Raw genomic sequence first — 21,767 nt, 5'->3', positions numbered from 1 at the left:
AGGTTCTTTATACAGTTGAATGCTGCGGTCCCGGTATTTACTCAGCAGTTTTTTCAGTAGTTGCTGAATCGGCTTTTTCTTCTGTTTCGCCTTCTCCTTCGGTTGTCTCAGGTATGTCAACATGTACGAATTTGAGGGTCGCGACAGGTAAATCAGGATCGGTAAGAATTTTTACTTCTCCCTGTACTTTTATATCGCGGACATGCAAAGCCTCATTTAAATCCAGCTTGCTTACATCTACGATAATGCGTTCAGGAAGATCTTTCGGTAAACATTCCACTTCAATGTCTGTAAGTCCCGATTCAAGTACCGCTCCTTGTCGAACTCCTTCCGGAGAACCTGAAAGGCGTAGTTGTATTTTTGTACGAAGCACCTTTCCTCGTTCAACTTCGTAAAAGTCTACATGTTCAACTGTGTCGGTAATAATATTATGTTGATAGTCTTTTACAAAAACCTCAAACTCATCTTTATCATCAAGCTTAACGGTTATGATGGTACTTTCGGTAATATTCCTAAACAACTTATAAAAATCGTATTGAGAAACATCAATAGGAATGGACTTTCCAAATCTATCATACATAACAGCAGGTAAACGTCCTTCTCGACGGCATCGTGCAGCAGCAGCCTTTCCCAAGCCGGTTCTGCGCCGACCGCTTAATATTCTCTGACCCATAACTAAAGAACTCCTCATAAAATAAAAAGGATCTTCCGTAGTGATATACAATGTAAAATTACGGTATATTTACAGAAGATTAAAATAAAACGCTTAAAACAGCCTTGGAGGTTTCCTCCATATCTGGGACGGTAGGATTCGAACCTACGGAATGACGGCACCAAAAGCCGTTGGCTTACCACTTGCCGACGTCCCAATAACCGCATCAAGTACGGATTATAAAATTTTTTAAAAGTTCCGTTCACACAGAGCTTTATTTGTATTTATTCAAGATTCGGTTTTTTCTATGCCATAATTATTTTTAATTATAACTTAGATCTCTCCCTTTTCCGCTTCAAGAGTCTTTTCATATGCGGCAAGAATATCGCGTTGCATTTCCGCTCTGAACTCAGGTGAAATAGGATGACCTACATCCTTGTTCTCTCCTGAGCGCACTTTTCTGCTTGGCATTGCGATAAAAAGCCCTGTTTTGCCTTCAATTATCTTGACATTATGCAGAACAAAACAGTCATCAAAAGTGACGGTTACGTAAGCTTTAAGCTTCCCTTCCGTGTTTACATTTCGTATCCGAACATCTGTTACCTTCATTTCGAGCCCCCTTCAATTACTATTTGCAGAGCCAGTATTTCGACATCCCTAATATAAACTAAGCAAGCATAACAAACATTTGGCACCAATTCCATTGCTTTGAAAGCATGTTGTACGCCATTTTTACCTGTTCTTCCGTTTGATATAAACCAAATACTGAAGAACCTGCTCCGCTCATCATTGAAAAGGTCGCCCCCGAATGAATTAAATCATCTTTTGCCTTTCGGATAGCAGGATATTTATCCTGCAGCACCGTTTCAAAACTGTTAAAAAAGCGCCAATGCTTAAAATCCAAGGCATACGCCGAAACAAGCTTGTTTTTATCCGTAAACTTCTTATCTCTATCATAACTTTCGTAATTATACCTTGCATCAATAAGATTAAACGCTTCCGCAGTTGAACTACAAACACCCGGCCAGATTAAAAGACCAAAACAATCGACCCTTGACTGAAGCGGACATACTTCCTCACCGCGCCCGGAAACAATTGCCGCGCTATTCCCTAAAAAAAAGGGAACATCGCTTCCAACGCCTAACGCAATTGTTTTTAATCGCTCGGCAGTTAAATCAGCCTGAAAAAGTTCATCCAGCCCCAGCAATAACATTGCGGCATTTGAAGAACCGGCTCCTAATCCTGATCCTGCAGGAAGATGTTTTAATAAATATATATCCACACCTGAGCCGATACCCGTCGCTTGTTTAAAAAGCTCATAAGTACGTGTTAAAGTATTTTCTTTCGGTAAATCCATTAACGGAGAAAATACGGTACAGCCTTTCTTTTCGGGACGTTTTATAACCGTAAGGGTATCAGCAAGAGAGATCCGCTGAAATATACTTAGCAAGTTATGATAACCGTCCGGTCTAAGACCAAGAACCTCCAGATGAAGATTAATCTTTGCATTTGCGAAAAGACTAATTGCATCAGTCGTCATGTTTGAATAAGTATACCGAATAACAAATAAAATGTCAATTCATTATATTCGGAAATTTTTACCCTTATTACGGGGTTGCAAGAGTTTATTCTCGCTTGACTGTGGAATCTGTAAATTCAAGTCGTGTGTATTTTTTTTCGACTGGGATGTAATTAATTTGCTGGCATGTGATTGGGGTGTTGGCAATGACGTGCGTGCAGATTCAATATTCCTATGGTAAACTTACCCACCGTTGTCAAAAACAGAACAAATTCAAACGATGTTTAAAAGCTTCAATTTTACAATTTCTTATTGATGCTTTTAAACTCTCAGCACTGATTTAATCAAGAATACTAAAAATCAGAGCATGGCGGTGGCTCCAAGCAGACGGTTTGGTTTTGCCATGGACGGCAAAACACAGAACGGGCACGGACGCCCGTAGTTCCAAGCAGAAGCGACGTTTTAAAGCAAGGCCGTTTACAAAGCTTTAAAACTCGCAGGTTTCATTTTGCCATGGACGGCAAAAACTCAGAACCGCCACGGACGGCGGTGGTTCCACACAGAATTGAGTTTGAAAACTACCACAGCGTACTCGGAGTTTTCAAACTCATAGGTTTGGTTTTGATAAGGACGTCAAAACTCAGAACGGGCACGGACGCCCGTGGTTCCAAACAGAAGCGACGTTTTAAAGCAAGGCCGTTTACAAAGCTTTAAAACTCGCAGGTTTCATTTTGCCACGGATGGCAAAATCAGAACAATGTAAAACGATGTTTAAAAACTACCGCACCGACATAAATAGGAGTTTTTAAACTCGCAGCACTGATTTAATCAAGAATACTAAAAATCAGGGCGTGGCGGTGGTTCCAAGCAGCAGCGACGTTTTAAAGCAAGAGTGTTTACAAAGCTTTAAAACTCGCAGGTTTTGGTTTTGACATGGACGTCAAAAACTCAGAACCGCCACGGACGGCGGTGGTTCCAAACAGAAACGATGTTTTAAAGCAAGGCAGTTTACAAAGCTTTAAAACTCGTAGGTTTCATTTTGACACGGACGTCAAAATGAAACCGTTGTGTCGAACTCTTTTTATACAATTTTTTGCCGATTTGAATTTTTATTTTAATAATAAGTATATGCAAGAACACCCGATAAAAATGAAAACTTTTGCGGAACCTTTTTTCGCTGAGGAAGGAGATATTTGTCCGCACGTTGATTCCGATAATCCCGCATATAGCTTGGGAAAAAGTTTTGATGCTGTTGCGCTCTGTGCTGAAACTGTTTTCGGAATTTCCACTTTATTTCCCTGGCAGCGGCTTGCGATTGCAAATATACTTGATGCAATCCGTGCGGAAGAATCAATAGAGCAGCAAGTAAAAACAAATTCCCATAAAGATCCGGACGCTGATTGCGAAAATTTTGAACGTTATGACCAAGACGGCATTTTGCGCGGCAGGCAAATTGTCCTTCTGCCTACCGGAGCGGGCAAATCACTTTGCTTTCAAGTTCCTGCTTTGTTGCTGGATAAACCGACGTTGGTTATTTATCCTTTACTTGCTTTAATGCAAGACCAGTATCGGCGGTTAAAGGAAGCAGGACTTGAGCCCGCTCTTTTTCGCGGCGGACAAACCCCTGAAGAGCGCCAGCATAATTTTTCCTTACTTAAAGGCGAAAACGGACATCAAAAAGCAAAACTTATTATTGCAAATCCTGAAATTCTTTTAGCGGGACAGGTACTTAATGAAATTGAAAAAATCGGTATTGCACATCTTGCGATTGACGAAGCGCATTGCGTCAGTGAGTGGGGCGACAGTTTCCGTCCCGCTTACCTTGAGCTTGCTTCAATTATCAAAAAGCTTAACCCTCCGGCTGTTACTGCATTCACCGCTACTGCCGGAGATGCAGTGCTTTCGCGCATTTCCGAAATTCTTTTTGAGGGACGAGCGCATATCGTCCGGGGAGAGTCCGACCGCCTGAACATTAGCTATGCAGTTCGGCATTGCAGAGTAAAGCAGCCGGCTCTTCTTGCGGAGCTTGAAATTCGAAAAAGACCTTTAGTGATTTTTTGTGCAACACGAAAGGAAACAGAACGCATTGCCGCTTTTTTACGAAACACCCTGCATGATAAAAACATTCGTTTTTATCATGCAGGCTTGCAGCGGGAAGAAAAAACCGAAGTTGAGCAATGGTTTCATACTCATGATTCCGCAATTCTGGTAACAACTTGCGCGTGGGGAATGGGAGTTGATAAAAAAAACGTACGAACCGTAATTCACTTTGACCCTCCTCCCACTGCGGAATCATATGTGCAAGAAGCCGGACGAGGCGGGCGCGACCGGGAAGCCGCAGAGGCGGTACTTTTATGGAGCCCGAAAGATTCCGAAAAGCTTGCCACAATGTCAGAAACGCAGCAACAGCGCTCAATGGTTTTACGGGATTTTGCCGAAAGCAAGCGCTGTCGTAGAACAGTATTGCTGCATGCACTTGGAGAAAAAAATGCGGTTGCCCTCAATCCGGGGGACGAGACAATTGCCTGTGCCGGCTGCGATGTGTGCAATGGCACTGCAAATTTTTTTTGCGCGGATGAAAAAGCCCTTTGCAATTTTGTGCAAAAAAATAATCTCCTTTATACTTCGGAGGAGTTGGTTGACCAGTTAAAAACTCGCATAAAATATTGGACTGCAAAAGATTTTAAGTTTTTAATTACTGAATTGATTAATACTAATATTCTCAAAGAATCCGATTCTTTTTTTCGAAAGAAAAAACTTACGCTTGCCTCTTCCAAACCAAAAAGCTAAAAAGTATTTCTTATTTTATCGGTACGAGAATTTGCAGAACATCCGTCTTGTTCATTCCTTTTTTTTGTCGGCATCAAGGGCGGGCTTTTTATCTTCTTGTTTTTGATTAGATTCGATAGCGGGCGCGTTTTTGTCCTGCTTTTTATTTACGGCGGCATTTTGTTTTTCTTTATCCTGTTTACCGGATTTTTGCGCATCGTGCGGATTTGATTCGGAAGAAGTTTTTTCAGTTTTCTGCTTTATATCGGAATCCGGTTTTTGTTCGTCTTGCTTTTTGTCCTTGGAATCTTCTTTTTTTTCTTTTGGCGGATTTTTTAATGCTTCAAGTTTTTCAGAAAGTTCATGCAAAGTTTTTATTTCCTCACTCCCTTCAAACTCTTTTGTGAGAGTTTTAAGCAAGTCTTCCGCTTCCGTATAATTTTTTGTGCCGATAAGCATCCGAACATAATTCATAGCTTTTTCAGGATTTTCGGTATCGGAATCGTAAAGGGATTTATACATTGCCAAAGCCTGCTTATTTTGCCCCGATGCGGCAAGCGCATAGGCATAGGCAGTTGCGATTTGAATATTTTCCGGCGCCGCTTTATGTTGCTTTTTGAGGATTGCAGCCGATGCGCTCCAGTTTTTTTGCAAGCCGTACACGCGGGCAATACTATACTCGGCCGCATTTTTAAACTCCTTAGTTTTTGCCACCAATGCATAATACTCTATTGCCTTATCATATTTTTTGAGCTCTTCATATGATTCCGCAATATCAAAAAATTCTTTTGCGGGAATAGCATCCGCATTTCCTTTTGCATATAGGCAGGTAAAACTTCCGATACAAATCATAACTGCAAAAATCTTATACATTTTACTCCTCAGTGTAAATTCACAATATGCTTATGTTCCCAATACTGTTTCTTCAATTTTTCGAATTTGAGAGCGGTACAAGCCGGCAATATTTGCACCGTAATCAGCAAGCAGCTGAATAATGTTTCGCGGATGTTCGTGGGTATCTATGCCGTTTAATCGGTCTCCCGCATCGCCTAAGCCAGGCATAATATAAGCAGCTTCATTTAAAACCGGATCCATCCATAACGTATAAATGGTACAGTTATCAAGAGCTCGGGCAATACGAAGAGCGCCTTTTAATGCGGAAATTACATGGAAACAGCTAATTGACTTTGGCTTTACGCCTTGTTTTTGCAAATATTTTACAACCGTTACCAAACTGCCACCTGTAGCATTCATCGGATCCGCAAAAATGAGATCTTTCCCGTCAAGGTCTTCAAGAGAAAAATAGGATTTATTCAAATCAAGAATATACTGCATGTTATTTTCTTGGCGAGTATCATTACGGTTGATTTTAAAAAAAGCAAAAGGAGTTACATATCCGTGAGAAGAGTATTCTTCAATTTCTTTTGAAACAATCATTGAGGGTAATAAAGCTCCGCGCAGCATTACGCATTGGACCGTGTTTTCGATTTTATAATCGATATCGGTAATTTTATGTACTGCATAGTTTTGCACAGGGTCGGTTACCGGCGTTTTTGAAATAAGATAATTTTTTCTATCTTCGTGTTTTCCTCGATACGCAAGTTTAAAAAGCATTTCAAAGGCTCTTTGCGTATAATAAATAAATTCGTTATGCCCGGTATTGATATTGCGTAATTTTGCAATTACTCGTGAAGCTTCGGCGTGGTTTTCATGTTGAGTTTCAAATGAATAAACTTTGAGCGAAGACACTTCCTTGCAGATTTCCTGCATAACCTGTCCCATCTCATCATAGGCGGCAATAATATTTTTTTCCGCAGTTTTTTCATCACCATCTGCAAACTGTTTAAATGAAAGCATTGCCGATTCATATAAACTATTCATTTTTTTTAAATACGCAGCATCTTTTTCAGTTAAATAGCCGTCAAGAGCATCCGCTTCCATTATTAACTTTGTTTTGTTCTTTTCCATAAGCCTCCAAACCTCACCGATAATAAAATATCTTTAAATCTGTAAAAACTAACCGAGTTTTTAGAGATATCTATCAACCCAAAAAAAACGCCCTCTAATAAGGGCGTTCAAAAATATTAAATCCAGAATCTGCAACCGATTGAAAGAGGAATTTCCCAAGCAAAATATGCGCTTGTTCGACCATACTTATATTTCGGATAAAAACCCACACCGAGACCAAGAGCCAGCTGAATGTACGGCTCTATTTTTTGTTGTGAAACAAAAAAATTAAACCCTACCGGCATGCGTGCCAAAATTAAGCCGCCTGCACTTGTTGCTGCTCCATAATAATTGAAAAAATTAACAGCGCCTTTTCCGCCTACACCGATATACCAGTTAAAGGTAGCCCCCTTCTCAAGATCTTGAATTTTATTATTTAAGAACCAATAATCAACTGCTAATCCAAGTGTACCGCCCCAATAGCCGCCTCCGCCCATGACGGTAAATACAAGGTTCGGCTTTTCAAGTTTAAGTGAAAGACCTATGTAGCCGCTATAATAATATGTTCCGGAAAATCCGAGCTCGGGACCGATTCCGATTTTTGCAAACGCTGTGCTGCAAAAAAGAAATAAAGATGCGATAATAATCAACATTCGTTTTTTCATAATAAACTCCGTTTTTGTAGTGCTGCCGAGCAGTATAGCAAAAAAGACTGTTCAATGCAAGCTTCGTAAAAGGAATTTTTCGATTATCGTAAACATTACAGTAGTGTATTGTTTTGTAATTATTGTTAAGATTAATCGGAACATCAACAATAACAGCTTGTAGAGTCAGCATCTCTATGGTAATTTCCACGGACGGCAAAATCGGAATAATGCAAAACGATGTTTAAAAGCATCAATACAAAATTATAAAATTGAAGCTTTTAAACTCGCAGCACTGATTTAATCAAGGTTCCCTCTAAAAACCCTGTTTTTAAGTGTGTAAAAGTTGCCAAGCGGGTGTTTTCGTAGTATTTGCTTTTATAATGACGTAATTATTTGGTGGTTTTTTTCAACGCAACTCATTCGTCGCATTCTCCCCCCCCCCCTAAAACCTCATTGTCCTTTTCTAAGATAACAATACCGGCAAAGGTTATAGGTTAAGTTCATCATAGTGATTGTAAATGTTGCCCGCGTTAGCCCTATCGTTCTGATGTAAATACCGTGCATTGAATTTGTCAGCGCATTACGTGTTCTATACGTGCTCTTGTTTTTGATTTTTTCCTATTGCTTATTTTCTATTCTTGTGTGAGTTCTCTTCCACGCGCTCCGCGTTCGCAAATTTGATTTTCTATATTCTTCTGTTTTAAAACTTTCTCTATCTTTTCTCCGATGTAGGCACTGTCAGCATAAATAATGGTATCTTCTTTTGTGATCAGGTTTTTTAATTCTTGGCTATCATGAACATTGGTAGAGGTTACGGTTGCTTTTACAATGAGTTTACTTTTTGCATCTACTTTTGCATGGTTTTTATATCCGAAAAAAGACTGCTTATTCTTCTGCGTCCACCGTGCATCGCAGTCTTTTTGCGCCAGTTTTGCCCCATTTTTCTTTGTTTTCCACTCTTGCGGTATTTCCCGAGCGCTCTGTTCATTTTCCTCTCTCGTATTATGTTGTATTGGTACCTCAACGATCCTCGCATCAATGATTGTTCCTTCTTTGCCGATTAAGTTATTTCGTTGTAATTCCCTCGAGAACTTGTCAAATAATTTCCTTGATACTTTTGCTTCTATTAGTTTTTCTTTAAACAACCAAATTGTTTTTGCGTCAGGCACTTTGTCTTTTAACCCTATTCCCAAAAAACGCATAAAGGATAATCGATCATTTATCTGATATTCAGTTTGATCATCGCTTATGTTATACATGCGCTGTAGGATGACAATTTTGAACATCATCAAAAAATTAAATGGCGGTCGACCGCCCGGTCCTTTCGGGTATTTCTTAAGCGCTTTATTTAAGATGGGCAAAAATAGTTCCCAATTAATTTTTTCGTTTAACCGTTCTAAGCAATCGCCAAGATTACTCAATACTCGCAATCGATCTTCTTCGTCAAAAAGGCCTCTTTGGTTCATACCCTAATTATAATAAATTTTTACACATTCTTTCAAGAGTTTTTAGAGGTACCCTCAAGAATTCTAAAAATCAGGGCGTGGCGGTGGTTCCAAACAGAAACGATGTTTTAAAGCAAAGTAGTTTACAAAGCTTTAAAACTCGCAGGTTTAGTTTTTGCCACGGACGGCAAAAACTCAGAACCGCCACGGACGGCGGTGGTTCCAAACAGAAACGATGTTTTAAAGCAAAGTAGTTTGCAAAGCTTTAAAACTCGCAGGTTTAGTTTTTGCCACGGACGGCAAAAACTCAGAACCGCCACGGACGGCAGTGGTTCCACGCAGCAGCGATGTTTTAAAGCAAAACTATTTGCAAAGCTTTAAAACTCGCAGGTTTAGTTTTTGCCACGGACGGCAAAAACTCAGAACCGCCACGGACGGCGGTGGTTCCAAACAGAAACGATGTTTTAAAGCAAAGTAGTTTGCAAAGCTTTAAAACTCGTGGGTTAGTTTTTGCCACGGACGGCAAAAACTAACCCGTTGTGTCGGGCTCTTTTTTTAATAAAAAAATACGGCACGGGCGCAGTTTTGCTATTTAACTTACGTTAATACAAAGGGCGTTTTATGAGTATTCCGCAATCAATTAAACAATTTCGTCCAACTCAGTTTGGGGCGGTCGAAATTCGGTTTATCGGTAATTATTACTATGTGTATCAAGTCTCATCCAAGTGGGATGGCGCAAAGGGCAGAGCGCAGAAAGTCACGGGCAAGAGTATTGGTAAAATCACGGAAGCAGATGGGTTCATTCCAAACGCAAACGGACTTCGTTTGATGCAGCAAATGCGCAGCACTGCTGATGTCGCACCTACGGTAAAAAATTATGGTGCGTATGAGTTACTTCAGCAATTGACACCGGAACTTAATGATAAACTCAAACAACATTTTCCCGATATCTTCAGAGAAATCCGCACGATAGCACTGCTGCGCTTGGTGGGTAGTATCTGCTCAGCTAAGATGATTCAACCGCTGTTCCTTGATTCCTATATGAGTACCCTATGCACTGATATTGCTGTTTCCGAAGCTTCCGTACGAAAGTTCATTGCGCGCCTTGGTTCGCTGCAGGAGCAAGCGGATGCCTTTATGAGGGATCAGGTAATGCCCGCAAACGCGCTTTTATTTGATAGCACATCAATCTTCACCCGTTCTGCCGATTCCCTTGCGGCAAAAGGATACAATCCTCAGCACAGCCGCCGCACACAGGCGAGAATCCTGTATGTCTTTGAGAAAAATTCACATAAACCGGTATTTTACCGCGTGTTACAGGGTTCAATTGTGGATAAAGTCGCTTTCATGGAAACAGTACATGCTGCCGGCTGTAAAGATTGCATTATTATTGCGGATAAGGGCTTTTATTCCAAAGAAAATTTGGCGGCCCTTATGAATGCAGGTCTTCAGTTCATCTTGCCGCTTAGAAAAGATACCGTCAATGTTGAGCCTGCTTTTTATGAGAATACTGATGATAGCAAATGGGATGGTGTATTCACATATAACAAACGGCCTATCTGGTTTCGTAAAAAACCAAGCGGTACGAAAGGAAATTTTATCTACACCTATCGAGACGATTCTCGTAAGGCAGAATTGGTCGGTCAGTATGTAGAGAAAGTTGAAAAGTTTTATGGTGAGCGCACGCATGAGCCGAAAGATGTTTTAAAGAAAATCAGAATGGGCTATTTTTCTTTTTGCAGTAATCTTGATGTATCCGCGAGGGATATCTACATGAATTATAAAGAACGCTGGGATATTGAGCAATGTTTTGACTACCTGAAAAACAGTGTATCTCAGTCGGCATCACATGCACATACGGATGAGTACTTTCGCGGTTGGGCATTTGTTAATCACATCAGTCTTTTGTACTACTATGGATTGTTAAACGCACTGCGGAACTCAAAGCTTGATGAACAGTATTCGGCATCGGATGTTTTGAAGCTTACAAAGAATATCTACCTTGTTGACAGCGGCGATAATCAGGGCTTCAAGCTGTCAGCTATACAAAAGAGAACTCAACGTATCCTTGATACCCTTGGAATCGATCTATTACGTAAAAACTAAGGGGTTTGTGTTATTAAAATAAAATTCCTGCGGAATACAGCTTTTTATTTTTCTCTCAATTTTTAAAATAAAGCTCGGTATATAATAGTTTGGTTAAAAATTTTTTAGGTCTTTTCGATTAATTATCTATTTTTTTCTATCGTATTCAAAAAACCTGTGTTATAATAACCGTATATTAAACAGAAACCGATAGGTTTTAGGAGGTTTTGATGAAGAAGATTGTTTTTTATGCAATGATGTTGATTGTTGCGGTTGCGATTTCAATTACCGCATGTACAAAAAATGACGGCGCGACTACGGGTACAAAAAAAGTTATCCGAGTAACTACAAAGTTTGTTGATAATGAACAAACCGCAAAGTCTCTTGTAAAAGTTGTTGAGGGTGTAAACAGCCGTTCAAACGGGACTCTTGAATTACAACTTTTTACATCCGGTACGTATCCGTATGGAAAGGACGGCATGGAGCTTATTGTAAACGGCGGAGATGTTATCCAAGTTGACGGTATTAACTTCATTGCGGACTATGTTCCGGATTTTGATGCGGTAACGGGACCTTTTCTGTATACGTCGTTTGATGAATATCTTGCAATGACAAAATCGGATTTGGTAGCTGCGCTTAAGCAGGAAGCAGTGGAAAAACACGGTATTCGCATTCTTTCGCTTGACTGGGTATTCGGTTTTCGCAGTATGATGCTCAAAAAACCGGTTAAAACGCCGGATGATATGCGCGGGCTGAAAATCCGTGTTCCTACCAGTCCCTTGTACACGTATACGCTTGAAGCAATGGGCGCAAATCCTATTGCCATGCCCTACCCTGATACCTATTCCGCAATTCAGCAAGGCGTTATTGACGGGGTCGAAGGTTCAATTCTTACGTATTGGGGAACAAAACAATACGAAAACGTAAAAGAGTATTCTCTTACCCGTCACTTACTCGGTGTTTCAGCAGTGACTATTTCAGAAAAATGCTGGCAAAGTCTTACTGCCGAACAGCAGCAGATTCTTACCGAAGAGTTTCAGAAAGGCACCGATGATAATCTGAAAGAAACTATTGCGCTTGAGGATGATTACGCTGAAAACTTAAAGGAGCAAGGCGTACACTTTTACGAAATTGATGCTCCGGCATTTGCCGCTAAAGCTGCAGTCGTATATACCAAATTCCCAAAATGGACTGCCGGTATTTATGATCAGATTCAGGCAGAGCTTACAAAAATCAGAGCAACACTGAAAAAATAGTTTTATTACCGTATTTAGGCAGTCTCGATTTAAAACCCGCTGCCTAAATACACAAGATTTCAAGGGGGATTATGTTGAAGCTGAATAAGAAAGATTTATGGGATAATTTTGAATTATATCTTGGAGGGGTATTTATAGCGATTACGGTCATAACGGTTATAATCAATGTTTTTACCCGTTATGTACTTAAATTCACATTTATATGGGCGGAAGAAATTGCAGTTATCGGCTTTGTCTGGACAATTTTTTTGGGTGCGGCAGGAGCGTTTAAACATAAAATGCTTATGGGTGTTGATTTTTTGCTGCAAATAACAAAAGGTAAAATGCGCGCGCTTGTAGAATTAATAAGCAATTTATTTGTTTTTGTTGTTGCAATTGCGATGTGCTCAATGTCGTTTATTTATGTAATAAATTCAAAAAAAATTACGGCAGCTTTGCAGATTTCATATAAGTGGCTTAATGTTGCCATTCCGCTTTCATTTATGATGATTTCTCTTTATGCGATTATTAATTTAGTTCATAATATTTTAAGACTTGCCGGAAAATCCGCCGATAAAACTGTACCGCAGGAGCGTGATTGATGTTTTTTCTCCAACCGATGTTTCCTATACTTATTTTGTTTATTTTATTCTTTTTGAATGTCCCGATTGCACTTTCTTTAATCGGTGCATCATTATATTATTTTGCATTTATCAATACCGGAATTCCGATGTCAATGGTTGTTCAACAGTTTATCACGACAGTTGAATCCTTCCCCTATCTTGCGGTTCCCTTTTTTATCATGCTCGGTTCCGTTATGAACTATTCAGGGATAAGTGATAAACTGATGGATATGGCTGAAGTGCTTGCAGGACATTTAAAAGGCGGGCTTGCACAAGTTAACTGTTTGCTCAGCGCTTTAATGGGCGGTATTACCGGCTCTGCAAATGCTGATGCCGCAATGGAATCAAAAATACTCATTCCCGCAATGCGTCGAAAAGGTTTTCCGATTGGTTTTGCTTCCGCTGTTACGGCGGCATCTTCAGCGGTAAGCCCCGTTATTCCTCCCGGAAATAATCTGATCATCTATGCGATGATTGCAAACGTAGCGGTAGGCGATATGTTTCTTGCCGGATATACACCCGGTATTTTAATGACAATCTCGCTTATGATTACGGTATACATTATTTCGTCAAGAAGGAATTATGCACCGACAAGAGACAGAATGGCAAGCATCGTCGAAATCGGAAAGCAGATATTAAAATCAAGCTTTGCTCTTGTTATTCCCTTTGTTATCATACTCGGAATGAGAATGGGCGTTACCACTCCGACGGAGGCCGGTGCTGTTGCGGTGTTGTTTGCTCTTGTTGTCGGAATCACGGCATACCGAAAATTGAGCTGGAAACATATTCCGCTTATTCTAAAAGAAACCGTGCAAAGTACGGGATCGGTTATGCTGATAATTGCCTCTGCAAAGGTATTCGGATTTTACATGACCAGCGAACGTATTCCTCAAATGGTTACTCAAATGCTATTGTACATGACAGAGGATAAATTCGTTTTACTTATGGTCATCAACATATTGTTACTGATTGTCGGTATGTTTATAGAGGGCGGAGCGGCGCTTGTTATTTTAGGGCCGCTTCTTGTTCCGGTAGTACTTGCACGCGGAGTTGATCCCCTGCATTTCGGCGTTGTTATCATTGTTAATATCATGATTGGAGGCCTCACCCCGCCGTTTGGTTCAATGATGTTTACCGTGTGTTCAATAGTAAACTGCACGCTTCAAGATTTTATTAAAGAGGTTTGGCCGTTTATTGTTGCCCTGCTTATTGTGCTGCTTCTTGTTACATACTCCGAATCGATTGCACTTGCAATTCCTAAATTTTTCGGATATGTGCCAATTCATGCCCCAATGTAACCGGTACGCATAAACTTACAAAAGCTGCTCTAAAAATCAGAGCAGCTTTTTTTTGCCTCTTTTGCAGAAAATCACCGAAGATATGCAGCAATCTCTTTCAAGTCTAAAAATATAGCATCGGGTTTTACATTTGATTCTTGCACCGTATGCATATCGGATTCACCGGAAAGCACAAGTAAGCCATGCGCGCCGTTATTTACACCGGTAGCAACATCCGTATATAAGCGATCGCCGACAAAAGCAATTGCTTCTTTTTTCCAGCCGGTTCGATGCACAATCATATCAACAGTGGTTTTATACGGTTTACCTAAAATCTTATTCGGTTTGGAACCTGTCGAAAGCTCAATCATTGCCATAAAAGAGCCTACATCGGGAATATACCCTCCTTCTACAGGGCAGTTAATATCGGGATGCGTTGCAAAATACATTGCACCCGCGCGGATAAAATTACAAATGTTTTTGATTTTTTCATAGGTAAGCGTTTGATCAAATCCAAGCACAACAATATCCGGGTTTTCTTCAACCAGCGCAATGCCGGCAATTGCAAAACTTTGTACAAGCGGCTCCGTTCCCACTAGATATACTTTTTTTTCCGGATAGTTTGTTTGCAAATATTCTATTGTAACATCACCGCTTGTCATAATCTGCTCACGGCCAATCTTGCAATCCATCTTTGCAAGTTTATCAATATAGTTTTCAGGATTCTTTGATGAATTATTTGTAAAAAATATAAAATCCCTTCCTGTTTTTTTAGCTTGCTCTATAAAATGCAGGCTCCCCGGAATAATTGTATCGCTTAAATAAAAAGTACCGTCCATGTCCAGCACAAAATGTTTACACCTTTCTAAAAGCGCGCAGATATCGATATTCGCATTCCAATTATCAACTTCTTTTTTTTCAATCATCGCTCATCCCTTACATCTTGTTGCCGTAATTCTACTGTAAGTTATTTCTACTGTCAATTAAAAAATCCTGTATCATTATTATTTACCTTCTTGACTAAAGGAGAAAAAAAACGTATGCTACGGACAGTTTTTGCGGATGTCGTATAACGGCTATTACCCAAGCTTCCCAAGCTTGTGACAGGGGTTCGACTCCCCCCATCCGCTTTACTTCTTTTGTTTACTCATCCGTTTTTAATACATTTTGTACAAATCATAAAAAATTTTATAAAAAAGAGTCCAGGTTAGTTTTAAAAGCTTCTATATATAGAAAGAGTCCGACACAACACAACGGTGGGCAATTTACCATAGTGATGCTGAATCTGCAAATCCTTATTATTGGTACTCCGATTAAGATACCAGCAACGTACTTACAAAACGTTACACCGTAAGATTAGCAGTTTATAGCTTTTCTTTTTAATCCCTCAAAGTTTTTTAGTCTTTTCTCTGCCAATGCAGGGGTACTGTTAATTATGAGCAGTAAAATTAAATCGGTTGTTCACATTGCATTTTTGCAAAGAAACGCGCAGCCTCTTCCGTATGCCGTAATTGAGTGTCGGAACCGAGAGCGGCTCCTTCAATACAGGATTTTTGAGCAAGCAAAAGTTCTGCACAACGGTTCATATCCGATCCTTGCGTATTCAGTAAATTTTGAATATTGCGCAACCGAACAGCTTCGCTCATGCCGTTTAAAAAACGCACAAAAGCAGTTTGGCTTTTTTGTGTCGGCGACTGAGGCGTAACCGTTGTACTGTACGCACCGGTAATAAGCCGCTCCATAGTGGGCGCATCAAATTTTTCCGTTGCACAACTTTCAATCGATTCTATTATTTGCGAAACAGAATGGAGAGGATCGGGGGCTCGATAAGTTGCACAGCTGAAAATAGATTCAATCGGCTCCGGTGCGGTAAAGGCGCCATACGCCCCGCCGATTATTCTAATCCGCTCCCATAGCGGCCCCGCACTTAACCAGCTCGCAAAAACAGCTTCCACTCCCTGCTTATCGGATAAAGAAAAGTGAGGAAAAGAAACTGCGGTAAACCCTACTTGTAAAGCTGAGGGAAATAAAGTTAACTGTTGCTTTGCAAAGAAATTTGTTTTTACTTCAACATGTAGATTTTTACCGGGCGCAGGCTTTTTCAAACCGCTTAAATGAGGCGGCAACGCTTCTGCAAAAACCTTAAGATTTTCCGCTGTTCCGCAAAGGAGCACAAGCATACCGGAATTTAAAATCTTCGCATGAATACTCTTCAGTTTCTCCGCTTCCGATTCAGGAAAGTCTTGCTCGGCACAACTTGCATGCAATTTACGTAAAAAGCGTATTTGCGCGGCGCCCGAAAAAAGTTCGTCAATTGCTTTTACCGGAGAAAGAAGCGATGTTGTTTTAAACAACATTAAAAGATGCCCTGAATGAGCGGGAGCGCTGTCCATATCATTCTTTTGTTGCACTAAAAGATCTTTTAATCTTTTTCTATCCGAGAAGGCGGCAGTTTTTAAATACTGAAAAATAAAATCAACGGCAGGTTTTATTAATTCAGGCAACATTTTTGCCCGAATAAGAAGCCAACTTCGCCCCACAACTTCTTCCCGCAAAAGCTTTGTTTGGTTTTGTAGCAGCGGAAGTTCCTGCACATTAAGATCTCCCGCATTGACACAACTTACCGAAAAATTTCCGGTTAAATATGCAAGCTCCGATGATACTTCATGCCAGCTCAATGTATGCGTGTCTATACCGGTAAGTGCATTTGCATACAACGGAAGGTACAACGCTTCTTCCATACTGAAATTATCCACCGGTATTGCAAGTTGTAAATAAGCAATATCATTTGTGGGTAATTCATGAATAATAGCCGGAACCTCACCAAAAAATTGCATTGTTTCTTCTATTGCGGGGCGAGGAACGGGAAGATCGGATTTTTTTAAATGCGGAATAAGCGCAAGTTTTTCTTCTGAGTCTACCTCTTTTTGTCTTTCAAGAAGAATCTCCTGTTCTTTTTGCAATTTTATCCGCATTTCTTTTGTTAATGTTTTTTCATATGCTTCCGCTATTTTTTGCAATTTTGCATCAAGTGTGGCTGAAAAATCTTCATCGGGAAAAACCGAAAGCATTGCAGAATGCTTGTTTTGTAAGAGGAATTTATCGATTAAGCGTTCCACATACTGAGGGTTTGTCTTGATCGCTGCCTTCAGCTTTTCAAAAGCGGGAATATATCGCAAGGAGCTTTCAGGTCCTTTTCCGTGTATCCAACCGCGCAAAGAACGCTGCATCAATGTTAAGGAAAAGGGGCCTGAACCTCGCCGTATTTCTCTATTTGCAAATTCAATACTGTTTAATGCGCTGTCAATATCTTTTTTATCTATTCCTTTTTCGATAAATCCTTGCAATGTTTTATGCAGAAAGTTTTTAAATTCGCGTTCCCTTCCTTTTTCTGCGCCGGTTATGCCGATAAAAAATAAAATATTTTTTAAGTCCGCCTGACACCCGTTATACACATAGAGATCGGTACCGAAATCAGAATGCAAAAGAGCTTTTGAAAGAGGGGAACCGTCATGCCCTAATAAAACTTCTTCAAGCAGAAAAGCATCCATAAGATTTTCCGCTGTATCGGATTCCGGAAGAAGCCAGGTTTCTACAAGTCCGCAACGATCCATATCCATTCCTTCCGAAGCAGGCGCATAGCGAGACAAAAACACAGGCTCACCCATATGCGGAATTAGCGGAATAGACTCCGGCGGTTCGGCCGGTTCAAAGCAGGAAAGAAATCGTTCATGCAGAACCTGCATTTGTTTTTCCGTAGGAATATTGCCGTATAAAAAAAGTTTACAATTACACGGATGATAATATTTTTTATGAAAGCCGCGGAATTGTTCATAGCTTAAACTTGGAATTGTCGACGGTTCTCCGCCGGAGTCATACATATAAATAGAATTTTGCGTAACCGATGCCCTTGCATAATCATACATTAATGAGTCAAAATCCGCATAATTTCCGCGCATTTCATTAAGCACAACTCCTTGCAGACAAAGCTTATTGTTTGCATCAAATTCAAACCGCCAGCCTTCCTGCTTAAAAGTCCACTCTTCAATTAACGGAAAAAACACCGCATCGCCGTATACTTGCAAGAGGTTAAAATAATCCGCTTCTACAACAGAGGAGGCAGGGTACACCGTTTTGTCGGGAAAGGTGAGCGCATTTAAAAATGTTTTTACGCTTTGTCTGGAAAGCAACACAAAAGGGTCTTTAAGCGGGTAATTTTTTGAACCGCAAAGTACCGAGTGTTCAAGAATATGCGCAACACCTGTGCTGTTTGCCGATGCGGTCATAAAAGAGTACGCAAATAAATTTTCTTCATCATCATTCAAAATATGGTAGAGCTCAAGCCCTGTTTTTTTATGCTTTGCATAAACACCGACTGCCTGCATTTCAGGCAAATCATGCTTCCATATAATCTCAAAACCGTGTATTAAGGCACCCATTCTTCATCTCTTCCTTCAATAATAAATTCTCCCCGCTCCCATGCGCGCCGCAATTCAGTTAAAAACTGATTGGTTACTTCGTTTACCTCTTTGAGGGTTGACGGATTTGTTTTCTTTTCATCTTGAATATAGTATGCACGATTTTTTGAAACATTCGACAGTATTTTTTCAATAAAGGCTTCATGTTTTCCCGTAATAAGTTTTGCAACGGTGTCGTCGGTAAGCGTTGAAAGTTTTTTCTGTAAATAGCTGTTATTGATGCCAAGGATATCCTCCAACGTGAATAATCGTTCTCTGATATTTTGCTCCAATTCGGGATTAGAATCCGAAAGGTTTTGTAAAATATCGTGTTCGGTGGCAGGATCTATCTTACGTAAAATCTCTGCAAGTACCGCTCTGCCGTCTATTAAATCCGTTTTTCCGGTTTGCAAGCGCTGATACTTTTCCTGCATTGAATTACTTACCTGCCTGAACACTTCCGGAAGAATAGTTTTCAGTTTTGCAAGTCGAAGAATAATATCTTTTTTTTCTTCAGCAGGAAGCGTTTTTATATACTCAGCCGCTAATTTCGGTCGTAATTGAGAAATTACCAGTGTTTTTGTCGCAGGCAGTTCTTTATCCAAAAGTTGCGCAATTTTTTCAACATCGGCAGAGTCCAAAAACTCAAAAGGTTTTGTCTGCTTTTCGGGAACCGCTGCCTTTAAAATTTCGGAAGCTTTTTCCGCACCAAAAGCTTTGGTAAGCATACTTTCTGCTGTTTGTATCCCTCCAAGAGAATTCTTTGAACTTTCGTACAGCGCGGAAAACTCACTTAAAATATATGTTGCTTCGTCCTTATCGATATGGCGGATAGTAACAAGCTCCGTCACAACTTTATCAATTTGCTCCGGTTTGAGCTGTTTAAGTACTTGTGCCGCTTGCTCCACACCGATTAAATACAAAAATTTTGCAACCTTACGATATGAGCTTTCGGTTTTTTGATCGGCAGAGGGAACCTTTATCAGCCCGCGCTTTAGCATTTCACTTTCAATATCGGTCATTGATGTACTTCCTTATCTTCATCGATTCTAATAATTACTCCCGACGCTTCAGTGGCGGTTTTGGTGCCGGTAATTAACACTGTTTCTATAGTATCAAAACGGTGAAAGACGGCAAAATCGGTTTCATATTGTTGAATTGCCGCTTCAATTATTGCTCGGTATCGGCTCCCCGCCTCATTTGAGGAAAACTGAACTTCGCAGTTTTCCTCCTTTTGCCAAAATAACACTCGGTCGACTTTAGCTAAGGTTTCTAATGATGCATAATTTTTCCTGTATCTTTTTATCTCTTCCTGAGCCTGTGCAATCCGCTGCATACTGCGGTATTTATACATGGCGGTGTCAATGGTACCCGCCAAACTGTCGGGATGAATAGGTTTTAATAAATAGCCGTCATAATTAATATCATCGGCTTTAGTCAGCAGCGGAGTATCTGCGGCGGACAGCAAAAATATCATCGGAGTTTTTACCGAGTCTTGTATTTTTATTGCCGCTTCAATGCCGTTGATTTTGCCTTGTATACCAATATCAAGAAGGATTAAATCAGGATTCAATTGTTTTGCAAATGAGATAGCATCTTCTGCCGTTTCTACAGAGGCTGCAACAGTATATCCTAATCGTTGCAGCATGCTTTGTAAGTCAAGCGCTATAATTGTATCGGATTCCGCAATTAAAATATGAATTTGATTGGTTATTGTTTTAGTCATAGTATTGTTAACACAAGCCTCTTTTCAAGCAAATGAAAAAGTCAGTATTTTTCGATTAATTTCTTTACATTTTCTAATTCAGAAAAACGGTGAGCAATCGGCTTTTTGCCTTTCTTTCGGGATTGTTTTTTATCATAAGCAATCGCGCGTTCATATAAACTATATAATAACTCTGCTAAAATTGTTATATTTGTCGGTAATGCATGAAACGCCATATTCCTGTATACTCGGTCAATTGAATCCATACGAATATTTTCTTCCGCAAGCGTTCGTAAATGCGGCAATATATCTCTGCGCACTAAAAATATAAACCGCGAAAGAGCGATAATATCTTCGTAAAGCTCATCGAGATGAAATCCTTGTATGATAAAATCATCGGCATGTTCGGTAAGATCGCTTATATGCCGCGCAATATCTATATCGGATAATATTGCTGCAAACAAAGGACGCAAAAACCGAGTAGCAACTGTGTCCGCATAATGTTTACTGATAGACATAATAAGCTCTGAAATTATATGATCCTCTACTAACATCTTATATAGTATAGATCCAAATAGTATTTTTTTCAAGGAAAATAATTCAAGAATCAGGGATATGAAAGATTAAGGCCTTGGGTAGCCCTGTACCTCCCCCTAAAAGTTGGACACGGGCTGCTTAAAAAAATAACTTTCGTGTCCAAAAAACGGGGGGCAGTACAAATTATTTGGCAGACGGGTGGCGGTCATATATGGCGAGGGCGGTAAGAGAAAAGTTTAAAAAGCCCTGTGTTACAACCGGTAATATTCGAGATCCGAAAATTGCAAATGAGATTCTTGCAAGAGGCGATGCGGACATAATCGGTATGGGGCGAGGTCTTATAGCCGATCCGGAATGGGTAAACAAAGTTGAGTTTGATAATATTCCCGAAATCAGAAAATGTATTTCATGTAATATCGGTTGTGCCGGTAACCGAATCGGTATAAACAGACCTATTCGCTGTACGATTAACCCTGCAGTAGTAGAGGGTTATAATTTATAACTGTGTGTGACTATAAAATTATACAAAATACTGGCTCTATGATTAAAATTTTGTGAAGCAGCCGACGTATTTTGTCATTGTGATAAATAATGATAAATTATCATAATCCCCGCTCTCATAACGAAAAACGGGGCGGCGTTTAGCTTATGTACTTTCTTTCGGTCTGCCGGGCTTTTTCCGTGCTTTGAAACGTGCGAGGTCGGCGTCAGTCCATATATACATTTTTCGGTTGCTGGAGCCTATAAATTTTACTCCATTTGCTAAAGCCCATTTTCTCGCAGTAATTTGCTTGCAACCTGCTTTTTTTGCTACTTCTTCCGTTGTCATTTTACCTCGTACATATCTTAAAAATATTTATTCCAATGCT

Annotated in this window: 18 protein-coding genes and 2 tRNA genes; 7 read left to right on the top strand and 13 right to left on the bottom strand. The window is 40.1% G+C overall.

From position 1 onward, the window contains the following. Nucleotides 1–37: 37 nt before the first annotated feature. From FUT79_RS11550 to ispE, 4 genes are all read right to left on the bottom strand, one after another. Nucleotides 38–673, bottom strand: coding sequence for a 50S ribosomal protein L25 (locus FUT79_RS11550; RefSeq protein ID WP_148889691.1), 636 nt, complete (start codon nucleotides 671–673; stop codon nucleotides 38–40). A gap of 123 nt (nucleotides 674–796) precedes the next feature. Continuing rightward, nucleotides 797–869 (bottom strand) — tRNA-Gln (locus FUT79_RS11545). A gap of 116 nt (nucleotides 870–985) precedes the next feature. Further along, nucleotides 986–1,261, bottom strand: a complete 276-nt coding sequence (gene spoVG / locus FUT79_RS11540) for a septation regulator SpoVG (protein WP_002696684.1) — start codon at nucleotides 1,259–1,261, stop codon at nucleotides 986–988. A 58-nt stretch (nucleotides 1,262–1,319) separates the two neighbouring features. After that, nucleotides 1,320–2,192 carry a 4-(cytidine 5'-diphospho)-2-C-methyl-D-erythritol kinase gene (gene ispE, locus FUT79_RS11535; protein ID WP_024752205.1) on the bottom strand — a complete coding sequence of 291 codons (873 nt, stop codon included), beginning with the start codon at nucleotides 2,190–2,192 and terminating at the stop codon, nucleotides 1,320–1,322. Nucleotides 2,193–3,320: 1,128 nt separating this feature from the next. Between ispE and FUT79_RS11530 the strand changes: the two genes are divergently transcribed. Beyond that, nucleotides 3,321–4,961 carry a RecQ family ATP-dependent DNA helicase gene (locus FUT79_RS11530; RefSeq protein WP_249417361.1) on the top strand — a complete coding sequence of 547 codons (1,641 nt, stop codon included), beginning with the start codon at nucleotides 3,321–3,323 and terminating at the stop codon, nucleotides 4,959–4,961. A 51-nt stretch (nucleotides 4,962–5,012) separates the two neighbouring features. Here FUT79_RS11530 and FUT79_RS11525 read toward each other — a convergent pair whose 3' ends face one another. From FUT79_RS11525 to FUT79_RS11510, 4 genes are all read right to left on the bottom strand, one after another. After that, nucleotides 5,013–5,813: a tetratricopeptide repeat protein gene (locus FUT79_RS11525; protein ID WP_052335658.1), complete on the bottom strand. Its 801-nt coding sequence runs from the start codon at nucleotides 5,811–5,813 to the stop codon at nucleotides 5,013–5,015. A 30-nt stretch (nucleotides 5,814–5,843) separates the two neighbouring features. Next, nucleotides 5,844–6,908 carry a uracil phosphoribosyltransferase gene (locus FUT79_RS11520; RefSeq protein WP_024752202.1) on the bottom strand — a complete coding sequence of 355 codons (1,065 nt, stop codon included), beginning with the start codon at nucleotides 6,906–6,908 and terminating at the stop codon, nucleotides 5,844–5,846. Between the two features lie 116 nt (nucleotides 6,909–7,024). Beyond that, nucleotides 7,025–7,552: a hypothetical protein gene (locus tag FUT79_RS11515; RefSeq protein ID WP_024752201.1), complete on the bottom strand. Its 528-nt coding sequence runs from the start codon at nucleotides 7,550–7,552 to the stop codon at nucleotides 7,025–7,027. A gap of 614 nt (nucleotides 7,553–8,166) precedes the next feature. Then, entirely contained in the window at nucleotides 8,167–9,000 is an 834-nt protein-coding gene (locus FUT79_RS11510; protein WP_231577656.1) for an IS5 family transposase, read from the bottom strand. Nucleotides 9,001–9,600: 600 nt separating this feature from the next. Between FUT79_RS11510 and FUT79_RS11505 the strand changes: the two genes are divergently transcribed. From FUT79_RS11505 to FUT79_RS11490, 4 genes are all read left to right on the top strand, one after another. After that, nucleotides 9,601–11,085, top strand: a complete 1,485-nt coding sequence (locus FUT79_RS11505) for a transposase (protein ID WP_148889690.1) — start codon at nucleotides 9,601–9,603, stop codon at nucleotides 11,083–11,085. 209 nt (nucleotides 11,086–11,294) lie between these two features. Further along, nucleotides 11,295–12,320, top strand: a complete 1,026-nt coding sequence (locus FUT79_RS11500; RefSeq protein WP_024753226.1) for a C4-dicarboxylate TRAP transporter substrate-binding protein — start codon at nucleotides 11,295–11,297, stop codon at nucleotides 12,318–12,320. A gap of 71 nt (nucleotides 12,321–12,391) precedes the next feature. Beyond that, a complete protein-coding gene (locus tag FUT79_RS11495) occupies nucleotides 12,392–12,901 on the top strand; it encodes a TRAP transporter small permease (protein ID WP_002698583.1) in 510 nt (169 codons plus the stop codon). Then, a complete protein-coding gene (locus FUT79_RS11490) occupies nucleotides 12,901–14,220 on the top strand; it encodes a TRAP transporter large permease (protein WP_024753228.1) in 1,320 nt (439 codons plus the stop codon). Before FUT79_RS11495 ends, FUT79_RS11490 begins: the two co-directional genes overlap by 1 nt. Nucleotides 14,221–14,291: 71 nt before the next feature. Here FUT79_RS11490 and FUT79_RS11485 read toward each other — a convergent pair whose 3' ends face one another. Beyond that, nucleotides 14,292–15,125, bottom strand: coding sequence for an HAD-IIA family hydrolase (locus FUT79_RS11485; RefSeq protein WP_044634395.1), 834 nt, complete (start codon nucleotides 15,123–15,125; stop codon nucleotides 14,292–14,294). Nucleotides 15,126–15,257: 132 nt separating this feature from the next. Here FUT79_RS11485 and FUT79_RS11480 point away from each other — a divergent pair. Beyond that, a tRNA-Gly gene (locus FUT79_RS11480) sits at nucleotides 15,258–15,329 on the top strand. A gap of 318 nt (nucleotides 15,330–15,647) precedes the next feature. Here FUT79_RS11480 and FUT79_RS11475 read toward each other — a convergent pair. The 4 genes from FUT79_RS11475 to FUT79_RS11460 are packed head-to-tail and all read right to left on the bottom strand — an operon-like array spanning nucleotide 15,648 to nucleotide 20,879. Beyond that, nucleotides 15,648–18,638: an insulinase family protein gene (locus FUT79_RS11475; protein ID WP_148889689.1), complete on the bottom strand. Its 2,991-nt coding sequence runs from the start codon at nucleotides 18,636–18,638 to the stop codon at nucleotides 15,648–15,650. Further along, complete coding sequence (locus FUT79_RS11470) at nucleotides 18,626–19,678, bottom strand: flagellar motor switch protein FliG (protein ID WP_024753231.1); 1,053 nt, start codon at nucleotides 19,676–19,678, stop codon at nucleotides 18,626–18,628. The genes FUT79_RS11475 and FUT79_RS11470 overlap by 13 nt, the downstream gene beginning before the upstream one ends. Next, nucleotides 19,675–20,382: a response regulator gene (locus FUT79_RS11465; protein WP_002698596.1), complete on the bottom strand. Its 708-nt coding sequence runs from the start codon at nucleotides 20,380–20,382 to the stop codon at nucleotides 19,675–19,677. Before FUT79_RS11465 ends, FUT79_RS11470 begins: the two co-directional genes overlap by 4 nt. A gap of 41 nt (nucleotides 20,383–20,423) precedes the next feature. Continuing rightward, the gene (locus tag FUT79_RS11460; protein WP_231577548.1) at nucleotides 20,424–20,879 is read right to left on the bottom strand and encodes a hypothetical protein; all 456 of its coding nucleotides are present in this window, start codon (nucleotides 20,877–20,879) and stop codon (nucleotides 20,424–20,426) included. A gap of 230 nt (nucleotides 20,880–21,109) precedes the next feature. Here FUT79_RS11460 and FUT79_RS11455 point away from each other — a divergent pair, with 230 nt between their 5' ends. Then, on the top strand, nucleotides 21,110–21,400 hold the full coding sequence (locus FUT79_RS11455) for an oxidoreductase (RefSeq protein ID WP_024753232.1): 291 nt from the start codon (nucleotides 21,110–21,112) through the stop codon (nucleotides 21,398–21,400). Nucleotides 21,401–21,767: the final 367 nt, after the last annotated feature.

The sequence above is a fragment of the Treponema phagedenis genome (assembly GCF_008153345.1).
In the GTDB taxonomy this organism is placed as follows: domain Bacteria; phylum Spirochaetota; class Spirochaetia; order Treponematales; family Treponemataceae; genus Treponema; species Treponema phagedenis.
This window is presented reverse-complemented; position numbering and strand designations above follow the sequence as displayed.